Genomic DNA, 13,672 nt, shown 5'->3' on the forward strand with positions numbered 1-13,672 from the left:
CTATGAGTCGTCAAAAATCGCAGGATAAATCACAAAGTCAGCCTTTTGTTGATAAATTTCAGACACAATTAGAGCAATGTACAACACAACAGGCCGCGCTTTTGCGCGGTCGTTTGCGTGGTCTGAGTAAAATTAAAAACGAGCAACGACAGCAGCAGGTGCTGGAGCGGATAGCTGCGGACATTGAAATTGCCGAGTTGGCATATTTAGAGCGTCAGCAGCAAAAGTTTCATATTAGTTATCCCGAAGAATTGCCGGTTGCCCAGCAGCGTGATGACATTAAAAAAGCCATTGAGCAGAATCAGGTGGTGGTCATTGCCGGTGAGACCGGTTCGGGTAAAACCACTCAGCTACCGAAAATGTTGCTGGAACTGGGTTACGGTCGCAAGGGTACCATTGGTCATACTCAACCACGACGTCTGGCAGCTCGCAGTGTTGCCGCCCGTATTGGTGACGAGCTGCAGGATCACGCGAAAAAGCAGGTGGGTTATAAAATCCGCTTTCAGGATGAAACCGCACCGACTACGGCAATAAAACTAATGACCGACGGTATGCTGTTATCCGAACTGCAGCAAGACCCTCTGCTACTGCAATACGACGCCATTATTATTGATGAAGCGCATGAGCGCAGTCTGAACATCGACTTCTTGCTGGGTGTTCTGCATACGCTGCTGCCCAAACGCCGTGATCTTAAAGTTGTTATTACCTCAGCGACTATTGAAACCGAACGTTTCTCCAAACACTTTCACGATGCACCGGTATTGACGGTAACCGGGCGAACCTATCCGGTTGAAGTCCGGTATCGTCCGCCTAAAGAAGATGGCAAAGCTGCTGATGCCGATGTTCTTCAGGGGGTTTGTGAGGCGGTGGAAGAGCTGCAACGTGAAAGTGAAGGCGATATTCTTATTTTTGCCAGCGGTGAGCGCGAAATCCGCGATTACGCAGATGCTATCGGTGAGCTGCAGCTGCGCAATACCGAAGTTTTGCCGCTTTATGCGCGTTTGTCGTCGCACGAGCAGAACCGTGTGTTTCAGTCGCACAGTCAACGGCGGGTGGTTATTGCCACCAACGTAGCAGAAACCTCATTAACCGTGCCGGGCATACGCTTTGTAATTGACCCGGGCACAGTGCGCATGAGCCGTTACAGTTACCGCACTAAAGTGCAGCGCTTACCTATTGAGCCAATTTCACAGGCCAGCGCCAACCAGCGTAAGGGGCGTTGTGGCCGTATTGGTCCGGGTATTTGTATTCGCTTATACAGTGAAGAGGACTTTTTGCAGCGTCCGGAATATACCGACCCGGAAATTCTCCGTACCAATTTGGCGGCGGTGATACTGCAAATGTCGTCGTTGCGTCTGGGTGATATTCGTCAGTTTCCTTTCGTACAAAAGCCCGACGAACGCTTTGTTAAAGACGGTTTGAACTTATTGGAAGAGCTGCATGCCATTAAACCCGGGCGTAAAAATGAACAACCGAAATTAACAGATACAGGACGGCAGCTGTCACGGCTGCCGCTGGATCCGCGACTGGCCAGAATGGTCATAGCCGGGCAGCAATATGGTTGTGTCCGTGAAATGCTGATAATTACCGCGGCTCTGAGTATTCAGGACCCGCGTGAACGGCCACACGATGCGCAGCAAAAAGCCGATGAATGGCACCAGCGTTTTCGTGACAAAAGCTCTGACTTTATGGCGTTTCTCAATTTATGGAACTACGTCAAAGAGCAGCAGAAGGCCTTGTCAGGGAATCAGTTCCGTAAGCAAATGGGTCGTGAGTTTATTCATTTTATGCGCTTGCGTGAGTGGCAGGATATTTACACGCAGAGCCGACAAACGGTTCGGGAAATGGGGTTATCCATTAATGAAGAACCTGCCACTTTCGAGCAAGTACACCGGGCTTTAATTACTGGCTTATTGTCTCAGGTGGGCTTTAAAGAAGACCGACACGAATATCAGGGAACACGGCAAACGCGTTTTCATATTTTCCCTGGCTCAGGTTTGTTTGGTAAACCGCCCAAGTGGGTTGTTACTGCTGAACTGGCGGAAACTTCAAAATTGTATGCGCGTATTAATGCCGATATTGACCCGCTGTGGATAGAAGAAGCCGCGCCACACTTAGTTAAAAAACAATACCTTGAGCCTCATTTTGAGAAGAAGCAAGGCAGTGTTATTGCCGATGAGCAGGTCACGTTACTGGGACTTATTCTGGTACCCAGAAGACGTGTCCAGTTTGGTCCGGTGGCACCGGTTAAAGCCCGTGAAATATTCATTCGCGAAGGGCTGGTTAATTCACAGCTAACGCGCAAGCTGCCGTTTATTCAACACAACTTAAAGTTGATAGAAGATGTTCAGGCGCTGGAGGCGAAGTCACGGCGGCGCGATATTCTGGTGGATGAAGAGGTGCTGTTCGAGGCTTATGACCGCGCCATACCCGAAGGCATCTATAACGAAAAGTTGCTGGCAGGCTGGTGGCATAAGGCGGCCAAAAAAGAGCCTAAACTGCTGTTTTTTGAGCGCGACGATCTTATTGCTGGCGAAACCGAACACATTACCGAAAATGAGTACCCGGAGTTTTGGCGACAAGACAACTTGCGATTGCCGTTAAGTTACCATTTTGAGCCTAACGCTGAAGACGACGGTGTCAGTGTGAATATTCAGCTGGGTATTCTGAATCAGGTGAAGCCCGAAGGTTTCGACTGGCATATTCCTGCATTACGCGAGGAACGTATTGCTCACTTAATTAAGTCGCTGCCAAAAACCTTACGCCGTAATTTTGTACCGGCGCCTAACTTCGCTGGCGCGATTATAGCCGATATTGAACCTCTGCAAGGGCGCTTAACCGAGGCTATGGCGACTAAGTTGCGGCGTATGACCGGCGTGACAGTTCCGGAGGAAAACTGGGATGAGTCCTCGCTACCGGCTCATTTACGCATGAACTTTAAGATTCTTGACGGCAAAAAGTTGGTTAGCCAGGGGCGCGATCTGCAAAGCCTTCAACAGCAATTGTCGGGTAAAGTGCAGCAGCGGCTGGAGAAAACCGCCGGTGACGATATTAGTCGTGAGCGCGTCGATAGCTGGGACTTCGATGATTTACCTGAAGTGATCACCGAACGTCAGCAAGGTTTTGAGCTTAAGGCGTATCCGGGCTTAATTAATAAAGGCAAAGGACAGGTTGCGCTGCAGTTATTCGATAACCCGGAGCAGGCTAAGAAGCATCATAAAGCCGGTGTACGGGAATTGTTATTGCAGCACATACCGTCACCTATTAAGCATTTACAGAAGTCACTGTCGAATAAAGCCAAGTTGACTATGTACTTTAACCCCTGGGGTAAAGTGGATGCGTTAATAGCCGACTGTATAGCAGCGGCGGTAGACGGCCTCATTCAGGAACAGATTGAGCAGGGCAATGAGCTCCGTGAACAAAAGGGCTTTGAGCAATTAAAAGATATTGTTCGTGCTAATTTGAATGATCGTGTTGAACAAATAGCACTGGAAGTTGAACAGTGCCTGCTATTGTCACAACAGGTTAGAAAGTCTCTTAAAGGTAAAATTCCACTGGATCAAATCCAGTCCCGGGGCGATATTCAGGACCAACTGGATAACTTAGTGTTCGCCGGATTTGTCTCTGCTTTTGGTGGGGAGCGTTTGAGTGACATTGTGCGTTATTTAAAAGCTATTCAACGTCGGCTAGAAAAACTGCCGGTTGACCCGAATAAAGACAGGTTAATGACACTGACTCTGACAAATCTGGAAGAGCAGTATAAAGCAGCGGTGAAAGCGTATGAAAATAAAGGCTCGGTGGTTCCGGATGACGTTGCTGAAATTCGCTGGATGATTGAGGAGCTGCGAGTGTCATTCTTCGCGCAGACGCTGGGAACGAAGTATCCGGTGTCAGAAAAGCGGGTTAAACAAGCAATAGAGGCGGCTAAATAGCCGCCTCTACGATAGGGTTACATTACTTACACAAAGTTATGCAGTGTAAAGCCCTAAGTTTTCTTTTGCGTAGGCTTCAAATTCTGTGAAGCCGCCAACGTGTTGTTCGTCGACAAAAATTTGAGGAACCGTTTGTACCGGTTTGCCTACCGTTTTTTCCAGGTCAGCTTTGCTGATGCCTTCAGCGTGAATGTCGACATAGCGATAATCAAAATCTTCCATATCGGCTTTTAATTTATCCGCAACTTCTACGGCACGAACACAAAAAGGACAACCCGGACGTCCAAAAATGACTGTAAACATGAAATACCTCTCTCACAAAAATTTATGGTGCCATTATCCAGATTTTATTGCTGGTTAACAATTGTTCTGCACGATGGGCACAATCGATTTAATGAATAATACTTAGTGGTCAATGTCCAGATCTGACTCCGGGACACAACAGCAGGGCAGAATGTCGCCTTTTCTGACATAAGCCAGAGGTTCTGTTGTATAACGGACTTTACCGGACTTTAGGGTGCTACGGCAGGCACCACAAAAACCACTGCGGCAGTGGTAGTGCATTTCTAACTGATGCTTTTCTAAGGCCTCGAGTAAGGTGCCTTCAGTCGCGTCAACGGCAAGTTCGGGCCCACCGTTGACAGTGACTTTAAAGGTGTTAGCCATAGCTTAGAGATCAAAGTCCCCAAGGTCGGAAGCATTAACTTCGCTGTCTATCTGACCAACAAGGTAAGAGGTAATTTCTGATTCCTGCGGCGCTACCTGAACGTTGTCTGAAACCAGGTATTTGTTCATCCACGGTAGTGGATTAGAACGCTGGTTCTCAAACGGTGCGTCAAAGCCAATGGCCTGCATACGTAAGTTCGCAATATATTCGACGTACTGACAGAGCATGCTCTCGTTCAGGCCAATCATTGAGCCGTCTTTAAACAAGTAGTGCGCCCACTGTTTTTCCTGCTTCACAGCAGTCATGAAAATTTCATAGGCATCGTCACGCAGTTCTTCGGCAATTTCTTTCATTTCCGGGTCGTCTTCGCCGTATTGCCACAAATTAAGAATGTGCTGTGTCGATGTCAGGTGAACGTTTTCGTCGCGGGCAATCAATTTAATAATTTTTGCGTTGCCTTCCATTAACTCACGTTCTGCAAAAGCGAACGTGCAGGCGAAACTGACATAGAAACGAATAGCTTCCAGCGCGTTAACCGAGTTAATGCATAAGAATAGTTTCTTCTTAATTTCCCGCTGGGTCACGGTGTGGGTTTTGCCTTCAACAACGACATCGCCTTCACCGTGCGTCTGCAACAGCTGAGTATAGAAAATAAGATCATCGTAGTATTTGGAGATGTCATTCGCGCGAATTTTAATTTGCTCATTAATGACGATATCTTCAAAGACTTCGCTGGGGTCACTAAACAGGTTACGCAGAATATGTGTGTACGAGCGCGAATGTATGGTCTCAAAGAATGACCAGGTTTCAATCCAGGTTTCCAGTTCCGGAAGAGAAACAATAGGCAGTAACGCGATATTCGGCGAACGCCCCTGAATTGAATCTAACAGTGTTTGATACTTCAGGTTAGAAATAAACACATGCTTTTCACTGGCTGTTAGCTTGTTAAAGTCGATGCGGTCGCGGCTGACATCGATTTCTTCAGGTCGCCAGAAAAAGCTGATTTGTTTTTCAATCAGCTTTTCAAAAATGCTGTGTTTTTGCTGGTCGTAGCGAGCAACGTTAACGGAGTTGCCTAAAAACATAGGCTCCGTTAACGGGTTATTCTGCTCTTGATTAAAGGTTGAGTACGACATTCGCTAAAATCCTTCTTATTAAATTTTGCAGGCGCCGCCGGCACAGTCATCATCTTCTTCAATGATCACTTCTGTCGGCTGAGCTTGAGACGCAGCAGCACCTTTACGTGCAGCAATGTCGGATTGATTATCCGCAGCACCGTCACGGGTGTTGTGATAGTAAAGCGTCTTAACACCAAGCTTATAGGCCGTTAATAAGTCCTGCAGAAGCTGCTTCATTGGTACTTTACCGGCTTGGAATTTACTTGGGTCGTAATTGGTGTTCGCAGAAATTGTCTGGTCGACAAACTTTTGCATAATACCAACCAGCTCAAGGTATCCCTTGTTGTTCGGGATTTGCCATAACAGCTCGTACTTGTCTTTTAAGTTTTCGTAATCAGGAACTACCTGTTTGGTGACACCGTCTTTTGACGACTTAATGCTGACAAAACCACGAGGCGGTTCAATACCGTTAGTCGCGTTAGAAATCTGCGACGATGTCTCAGAAGGCATTAACGCTGATAACGTGGAGTTACGCATGCCGTGTTGTTTGATGTCGGCACGAAGCTTGTCCCAGTCCAGATGCAGAGGTTCATCGCAAACCTTATCCAGGTCTTTCTTGTAGGTATCGGTTGGCATAATGCCCTGAGAGTAGGTGGTCTCATTAAATTTAGGGCACGCACCTCTTTCTTTAGCCAGATTCATTGACGCCTGCATCAGATAATACTGTATTGCCTCAAAGGTCTGGTGAACCAGGCCATTTGCAGAACCGTCTGAATATTTAACGCCGTGCTTAGCTAAGTAGTAAGCAAAGTTAATCACACCAATGCCCAGAGTACGACGGTTCATTGTTGCATTATAAGCGGCCGGAACAGGGTATTCCTGATAGTCCAGCAGGCTATCCAGTGCGCGAACGGCTAAGTCGGCTAAGTTTTCAAACTCGCCCAGGTTTTCAATTTTGCCTAAGTTAAAGGCCGACAGCGTACAAAGGGCAATTTCACCTTCTTCGTCGTTCACATGACTTAGAGGCTTAGTTGGTAACGCAATTTCAAGACACAGGTTGCTCTGACGAATAGGAGCAACTTTAGAATCGAACGGGCTGTGCGTGTTGCAGTGGTCAACGTTTTGTACGTAGATACGGCCAGTACTGGCGCGTTCCTGCATAAACAAACCAAACAACTCAATGGCTTTAATACGTTTTTTGCGGATGCTTTCATCCTGCTCGTACTGAAGGTACAAACGCTCAAATTCGTCCTGATCTTCAAAGAATGCGTCGTAAAGGCCTGGCACATCCGACGGGCTGAACAAGGTAATGTAATCGTCTTTAATCAGACGCTGGTACATGGTGCGGTTAAACTGCACACCGTAATCCAGATGGCGAACCCGGTTTTCTTCAACACCGCGGTTGTTTTTCAGTACCAATAAGCTTTCAACTTCCAGATGCCAAAGCGGGTAGAACAGGGTAGCGGCGCCACCACGAACACCACCTTGCGAACAGCTTTTTACCGCTGTCTGGAAATATTTATAGAACGGAATACAACCTGTGTGGAAGGCTTCACCGTTACGGATCGGGCTGCCCAGAGCGCGAATACGCCCTGCGTTAATGCCAATACCGGCACGCTGCGATACGTATTTTACGATGGCGCTTGAAGTGGCATTAATAGAATCGAGACTATCGCCGGCTTCAATCAGAACGCAGGAGCTGAACTGACGCGTAGGCGTGCGCACACCCGACATAATAGGTGTTGGTAGCGAGATTTTGAATTCAGAAGCGGCGTCGTAGAAACGTTTAACGTAGTCCATACGAGTGCTTTTCGGGTAGTTGGCAAACAAACAAGCCGCTACCAGAATGTATAAGAACTGAGCGCTTTCATAGATGTCGCCGGTAACCCGGTTTTGAACCAGATATTTGTTCTCTAGCTGTTTAACGGCCGCGTACGAGAAGTTCATGTCACGCCAGTGATCCAGAATTTCGTCCATCTGGTCAAATTCTGCTTCAGTATAGTCTTCCAGCAGGTGCTCATCGTAGCGATGCTCTGCAACCATCTTTTTGACCTGGTCGTAAAGACGCGGTGGCTCAAACTTACCGTAGGCCCGTTTGCGCAAGTGAAAAATAGCCAGACGCGCAGCCATATATTGATAGTCGGGCGCTTCTTCTGAAATTAAATCAGCTGCAGCTTTGATGATGGTCTCGTGGATATCTTCGGTTTTAATACCGTCGTAAAACTGAATGTGAGACTTGATTTCGACCTGAGAAGCTGAAACATTGTTAAGACCTTCAGCGGCCCACATGATAACCCGGTGAATTTTATCGAGGTTTAGCGGTTCGCGTTCGCCGCTGCGTTTAGTGACATAAAGTTGCTCGTTCATTTTGCGCCGACTCTTAGCTTTTTGTTATATGTTTGTAGCCACAAGATATTGTGCTTATTAGTTGTACAGGGCGATATTTACACAATATCTAGTGTCTTGGGAATGAAGAGTATGCTAGGTCTAACTGCCACTTCGATCAAGTAAATTTACGGGCAAAAACAGGAATAATTTTGATTTAGAAATCTTGATTTTTTGTCAGCCTTTGTTTGGCGTGAGTTTGCGCTGGTAATCTTGCTATATATTTTTTTGATCTTTTAAAAGATGTTTATAGATCAAGAATTATCAATAGCTAGTAACTTCAGTAACTCCAGTGGTGAGGCGATATGATAGTCGGCTTGCCAGCGTTGCGGCTGATCCTCATTGCTAATATAACCATATTCAGCAAGCACAGTAACCATGCCGGCATTGCGACCAGCTTCGATATCCCGTTCCGCATCTCCGACATAAAGACAGTCGGCAGGTTCTATTCCCAGCTTTTCAGCCGCATAGAATAAAGGTTCCGGCGAAGGCTTTGCTACGCTTAAGGTATCACCGCTTACGACCACACGAATAGCTTCAAACTCCGGGAAGTGAGGCAATAATTGTTGGGTTAGGCGCTCTGGCTTATTGGTGACTATAGCAACTTGAATAGATTCACGCTGCAGCACGGCAAGTAGCTCCAAAACCCCAGGGTAGGGTTGCGTATGAGTGGCTATATTTTGTTTATAAGCACTGAGAAAAGCGTGCCTGAGTTCGGCTTCCATGTCGCTGTACTCATTGGCAAAAGCTAGCTGCAGCATACCTCTGGAGCCATGCGACGCGACTGGCGTAAACACCTCAGCCGTAATAGCAGGGCGTTCGTATTGTTCGCATACAGCGTTCAGTGCAGCACCCAGATCTGGGGCTGTATCAAGCAGCGTGCCGTCTAAATCGAACAATACCGCCTTTACAGGAGAATTCCTGTCTGATGAGGCCATTTATGACTCCGGCTTCTTTAAAGCGATAATGTAATTCACATCAACATCTTTTTCTGAAAGAACAAAGCCTTTCAGTGGATTAAAGATAAGACCATTAATGGCGATATCTTCTAACGCGGCGGCATCTGTCATACGCAGTAGCTCTGATGGTTTGATAAAACGTTGATGCTGATGAGTTCCTTTGGGAACCCAGCCTAAAACATGCTCAGCGGCAACAATACCTAATAGCCAAGACTTTACATTCCGGTTTAGCGTGGAAAAAAAGATCTTCCCGCCAGGTTTTAGTGCTTTAGCACAGGCTTTTACAATAGCCTCAGGGTCAGGTACATGCTCCAGCATCTCCAGACAAGTCACCACATCAAAGCTTGCTGGCTGCTGATCCGCCAGAGTTTCAATAGCAATGCATTGGTAGTCGATTTGACGGCCGCTTTCTAAGGCGTGCAAACGCGCCACTTTTAACGACTGTTCGGCTAAATCAACCCCTGTAACCTGAGCGCCTCGTTCAGCCATAGCTTCACTGAGTAATCCACCGCCGCAACCAACATCCAGTACCTTTTTACCGAACAGGCCTTCAGCATGGTTTTCAATAAAACCCAGTCGAACAGGGTTTATTTTATGTAAGGGTTTGAATTCTCCATCGGGATCCCACCAGCGCGAGGCCAGGGCTGAAAATTTTGCGATCTCTTCCGGATCGACGTTTTTTTGTTCACTTTTAGAGCGACTGGTGGTCATAGATTATGCGTCTTTAAGAGATGGATAACGCGGCTAGTCTACCTCAGGCAAAGAATAAGAAAAAGAGGGTGCGAGACGCGTTTGGGATGGGTACAATGATTGGATCAAAATAACAATGAATATGCGGATCTATATTTAGGGAATAAACTATGAGCGATCTAGGCAGAGAAGTGTCACCGGTAAATATCGAAGACGAACTAAAGAGCTCGTACCTCGATTATGCTATGAGCGTCATTGTTGGGCGTGCTTTACCAGATGTTCGTGACGGCCTGAAGCCAGTACACAGACGAGTCTTGTTCGCAATGAACGAATTGCGCAACGACTTTAATAAACCTTATAAAAAGTCAGCTCGTGTCGTTGGTGACGTTATTGGTAAATATCACCCGCACGGTGATAGTGCTGTTTACGACACTATTGTACGTATGGCACAGAACTTCTCCTTGCGTTATATGCTGGTCGACGGCCAGGGTAACTTTGGTTCGGTTGACGGCGACTCTGCCGCCGCGATGCGTTATACCGAAATTCGCATGGCGAAAATTGCGCATCAGTTACTTGCCGATTTAGATAAAGAAACGGTTGATTTTGTAGACAACTATGATGGTACCGAGCGTATTCCTGACGTTCTGCCTACCCGTGTACCTAACCTGTTAGTTAATGGTTCTTCTGGTATTGCCGTTGGTATGGCAACGAACATCCCTCCTCATAATCTGACCGAAGTTGTCGATGGTGCACTCGCCATGATTGATAACCCGGACATTGATGTTGAAGGGCTAATGGAATACATCCCGGGGCCGGACTTCCCGACAGCGGCAACAATTTCTGGGCGTAGCGGTATTGTCGAAGCTTATAAAACCGGTCGTGGCCGTATTCATTTGCGCGCTCAGGCAGAAATTGAAGTTGACGAGAAAACGGGTAAAGAAACCATCATTGTTACGGAAATTCCGTATCAGGTGAATAAAGCTCGCTTAATTGAAAAAATTGCTGAGTTGGTTAAAGAAAAACGCGTTGAAGGTATAAGTGCCTTGCGCGATGAGTCTGATAAAGACGGTATGCGTATCGTTATTGAGATCCGTCGTGGCGATGTTGGCGAAGTTGTTCTTAACCATTTGTACGCTAATACCCAGTTACAGGTTGTGTTTGGTATCAACATGGTTGCTCTGGATAAAGGCCAGCCGCGTTTGTTTAACCTGCGCGATATGCTGGATTGTTTTGTCCGTCATCGTCGTGAAGTGGTCACGCGCCGCTCAGTCTACGAATTACGTAAAGCTCGTGAACGTGCCCATATTTTGGAAGGCCTGGCGATATCGCTGGCCAATATTGACGAAATTATTGAGCTTATCCGTCGCTCGCCAACGCCTGCTGAAGCTAAAGCTGGTCTAATTGCCCGCGCATGGCAGCTGGGCGATGTTGCTGCAATGCTGGAAACTGCCGGCGTTGATGCTGCGCGTCCTGATCATCTGCCAGAAGAATACGGCATTCGCGATGGCAACTATCACCTGACCGAAGAACAAGCTCAGGCTATTCTCGATTTACGCCTGCACAAACTGACCGGTTTAGAACACGAAAAAATTCTGGATGAATATAAAGGCCTGTTAGAACAGATTGCTGAACTGCTGCATATTCTGAACAGTTCAGAGCGCCTGATGGAAGTGATTCGTGAAGAACTAGTAGAAATACGTAACAACTTCGGCGATGAGCGTAAAACGGATATTACTGCTGCTGCTCACGACATCAGCATGGAAGATTTAATCAACGAAGAAGACGTGGTTCTGACCCTTTCTCACGAAGGCTATGTGAAGTATCAGCCATTGACTGAATACGAAGCACAACGTCGTGGTGGTAAAGGTAAAGCCGCTACTAAGATGAAAGACGAAGACTTTATAGAAAGACTGTGGGTAGCGAACACGCATGACACCATTTTGTGCTTCTCAACCCGTGGCCGTATTTACTGGATGAAAGTTTACCAGTTGCCGCTGGCTAGCCGTGCGTCTCGTGGTAAACCAATAGTGAACTTGTTGCCGCTTGAAGCTGATGAGCGTATTACCGCTATTTTGCCAACACGGGACTATCCGGAAGATAAGTTCGTTGTTATGGCAACACGCAAAGGAACCATCAAGAAAACGCCATTACCAGAGTACTCACGTCCTCGTAACGGCGGCATCATTGCACTGAACCTGGTTGATGACGACGAGCTGATTGGTGTTGATATCACTGACGGGACCGGCGAAATTATGCTGTTCTCTGACGCAGGCAAAGTGGTGCGCTTCGCTGAAGAGCAAGTGCGCTCAATGGGTCGTACCGCAACCGGTGTTCGTGGTATTCGCTTAGAAGAAGGGCAGCGTGTTGTATCACTGATTGTTCCTCGTGAATACGAAGAGGAAGAAGCGAATGTATTAACCGTGACTGAAAACGGTTACGGCAAACGTACGCCGCTAAGTGAATACCCAGCTAAGAGCCGCGCTACCAAAGGTGTGGTCTCTATTAAGGTCAGCGAGCGCAATGGTTCCGTTGTCGGCGCCATGGAAGTTATTGATGGCAATGAGATCATGCTTATCAGCAATAAAGGCACTCTGGTAAGAACTCGCGTCAACGAGGTTTCTACTGTTGGTCGTAACACTCAGGGCGTGCGCTTAATTCGCACCGCTGATGATGAAAAAGTGGTTGGCTTGCAGCGTATTGACGAAATTGATGAAGATGAAGTGTTAATTGACGGCGAGGTTGTTGCTGAAGAAGGTGAAACCGCAGCTGAAGACAATACTGAAAATCAAGAAGGTTCCGACGAGTCATGAGTCAGTTGTTTAACTTTTCTGCTGGACCGGCAATGTTGCCGGTCGACGTTTTGAAACAAGCTCAGGAAGAGTTACTGAACTGGAATGGACAGGGCGTATCGGTGATGGAAATTTCTCACCGCGACCCTGTTTATGTCCACATGGCACGTGAAGCTGAGCAAGACCTGCGCGACCTGTTAAATGTGCCGGACGATTACGAAGTACTCTTTTTACAAGGCGGAGGGCGAGGCCAGTTTTCTGCGGTTCCGCAAAATATAGCGTCACCGGATGCCTCTGTAGATTATCTGGATACAGGAATTTGGTCTGGTTTTGCTATCAGGGAAGCCGAAAAGTTTGTTTCTAAAGTGAATGTTGCCGGGCAAGTTCAGGAAGGCGCTAAAGGCAAAGAAATTCAGTCTCCAGAAAACTGGAAGTTGTCTGAGAATGCCGCCTATTTTCATTATTGTCCTAATGAAACCGTCGATGGTATTGCGCTGCATGAGATTCCTGACGTAAAAGCGCCAATTGTTGCTGATATGTCATCGAATATTCTTTCTGAACCACTGGATGTCTCAAAGTTTGGCGTCATATACGCTGGAGCTCAAAAGAATATTGGCCCTTCCGGTTTTGCCATTGCGATTGTTAAAAAGTCTCTATTAGGTCATCCGCAGAAGCAGGTGTCATCTATTATGGATTACCAGCTTCAGGCTAAAGACGGGTCTATGTACAACACGCCCAACACTTTTGCCTGGTACCTGGCCGGGTTGGTATTCAAGTGGCTAAAAGCTCAGGGCGGATTAACCGCTATGGGCGAACGCAACCGGCATAAAGCACAGCTTTTATATGATTTTGTCGATAAGTCCGATTTTTACAGAAATGATATTAATCCGGCTTACCGTTCAATTATGAACATTCCTTTCCAATTGGCCGACGACAAGCTTGATGCAGAATTTTTGCAAGGCGCTAAAAACCAAGGTTTATTGGGGCTAAAAGGGCATCGCTTTGTTGGTGGCATGAGAGCCAGTATTTATAACGCAATGCCAGTGGAAGGCGTAGAAGCATTGTTAAGTTATATGGCTGATTTCGAGCGCAAGCTTGGCTAAATAAATAGAATAAAAAAGGTAGTGAATCG

General features: G+C 46.9%; 9 protein-coding genes. 3 read left to right on the top strand and 6 right to left on the bottom strand.

From position 1 onward, the window contains the following. Nucleotides 1-2 precede the first annotated feature (2 nt). Nucleotides 3-3,932 carry an ATP-dependent RNA helicase HrpA gene (hrpA, locus tag ACP7H9_RS01315; protein ID WP_286822660.1) on the top strand — a complete coding sequence of 1,310 codons (3,930 nt, stop codon included), beginning with the start codon at nt 3-5 and terminating at the stop codon, nt 3,930-3,932. Between the two features lie 36 nt (nt 3,933-3,968). Here the strand turns inward: hrpA and ACP7H9_RS01320 are convergent, their stop codons facing one another. The 6 genes from ACP7H9_RS01320 to ubiG all read right to left on the bottom strand — a co-directional run bounded on the left by ACP7H9_RS01320 (nt 3,969) and on the right by ubiG (nt 9,772). After that, nucleotides 3,969-4,235 carry a GrxA family glutaredoxin gene (locus ACP7H9_RS01320; protein WP_011234612.1) on the bottom strand — a complete coding sequence of 89 codons (267 nt, stop codon included), beginning with the start codon at nt 4,233-4,235 and terminating at the stop codon, nt 3,969-3,971. A gap of 102 nt (nt 4,236-4,337) precedes the next feature. Beyond that, on the bottom strand, nt 4,338-4,598 hold the full coding sequence (gene yfaE / locus ACP7H9_RS01325) for a class I ribonucleotide reductase maintenance protein YfaE (RefSeq protein ID WP_011234611.1): 261 nt from the start codon (nt 4,596-4,598) through the stop codon (nt 4,338-4,340). Nucleotides 4,599-4,601: 3 nt separating this feature from the next. Next, nucleotides 4,602-5,735: a class Ia ribonucleoside-diphosphate reductase subunit beta gene (nrdB, locus tag ACP7H9_RS01330; RefSeq protein ID WP_011234610.1), complete on the bottom strand. Its 1,134-nt coding sequence runs from the start codon at nt 5,733-5,735 to the stop codon at nt 4,602-4,604. 18 nt (nt 5,736-5,753) lie between these two features. Beyond that, nucleotides 5,754-8,084 carry a class 1a ribonucleoside-diphosphate reductase subunit alpha gene (nrdA, locus tag ACP7H9_RS01335; RefSeq protein WP_011234609.1) on the bottom strand — a complete coding sequence of 777 codons (2,331 nt, stop codon included), beginning with the start codon at nt 8,082-8,084 and terminating at the stop codon, nt 5,754-5,756. 272 nt (nt 8,085-8,356) lie between these two features. Next, a complete protein-coding gene (locus tag ACP7H9_RS01340; RefSeq protein ID WP_011234608.1) occupies nt 8,357-9,040 on the bottom strand; it encodes an HAD family hydrolase in 684 nt (227 codons plus the stop codon). Continuing rightward, entirely contained in the window at nt 9,041-9,772 is a 732-nt protein-coding gene (gene ubiG / locus ACP7H9_RS01345; RefSeq protein ID WP_286822661.1) for a bifunctional 2-polyprenyl-6-hydroxyphenol methylase/3-demethylubiquinol 3-O-methyltransferase UbiG, read from the bottom strand. A gap of 149 nt (nt 9,773-9,921) precedes the next feature. On the opposite strand from ubiG, the gene gyrA reads away from it, so the two are divergent. Next, nucleotides 9,922-12,561, top strand: coding sequence for a DNA gyrase subunit A (gene gyrA, locus ACP7H9_RS01350; protein ID WP_286822662.1), 2,640 nt, complete (start codon nt 9,922-9,924; stop codon nt 12,559-12,561). Next, on the top strand, nt 12,558-13,643 hold the full coding sequence (gene serC, locus ACP7H9_RS01355) for a 3-phosphoserine/phosphohydroxythreonine transaminase (protein ID WP_286822663.1): 1,086 nt from the start codon (nt 12,558-12,560) through the stop codon (nt 13,641-13,643). Before gyrA ends, serC begins: the two co-directional genes overlap by 4 nt. The last annotated feature ends 29 nt before the right edge of the window (nt 13,644-13,672 follow it).

It is taken from the genome of Idiomarina sp. ST20R2A10 (genome assembly GCF_051842345.1).
In the GTDB taxonomy this organism is placed as follows: Bacteria; Pseudomonadota; Gammaproteobacteria; order Enterobacterales; family Alteromonadaceae; genus Idiomarina; species Idiomarina loihiensis.

Excerpts from the sequence above, each read along its gene's own strand:
- gyrA (WP_286822662.1), top strand. The coding sequence starts at position 9,922 with ATGAGCGATCTAGGCAGAGAAGTGTCACCGGTAAATATCGAAGACGAA.
- nrdA (WP_011234609.1), bottom strand. The coding sequence starts at position 8,084 with ATGAACGAGCAACTTTATGTCACTAAACGCAGCGGCGAACGCGAACCG.
- ACP7H9_RS01320 (WP_011234612.1), bottom strand. The coding sequence starts at position 4,235 with ATGTTTACAGTCATTTTTGGACGTCCGGGTTGTCCTTTTTGTGTTCGT.
- serC (WP_286822663.1), top strand. The coding sequence starts at position 12,558 with ATGAGTCAGTTGTTTAACTTTTCTGCTGGACCGGCAATGTTGCCGGTC.
- ubiG (WP_286822661.1), bottom strand. The coding sequence starts at position 9,772 with ATGACCACCAGTCGCTCTAAAAGTGAACAAAAAAACGTCGATCCGGAA.
- hrpA (WP_286822660.1), top strand. The coding sequence starts at position 3 with ATGAGTCGTCAAAAATCGCAGGATAAATCACAAAGTCAGCCTTTTGTT.
- nrdB (WP_011234610.1), bottom strand. The coding sequence starts at position 5,735 with ATGTCGTACTCAACCTTTAATCAAGAGCAGAATAACCCGTTAACGGAG.
- yfaE (WP_011234611.1), bottom strand. The coding sequence starts at position 4,598 with ATGGCTAACACCTTTAAAGTCACTGTCAACGGTGGGCCCGAACTTGCC.
- ACP7H9_RS01340 (WP_011234608.1), bottom strand. The coding sequence starts at position 9,040 with ATGGCCTCATCAGACAGGAATTCTCCTGTAAAGGCGGTATTGTTCGAT.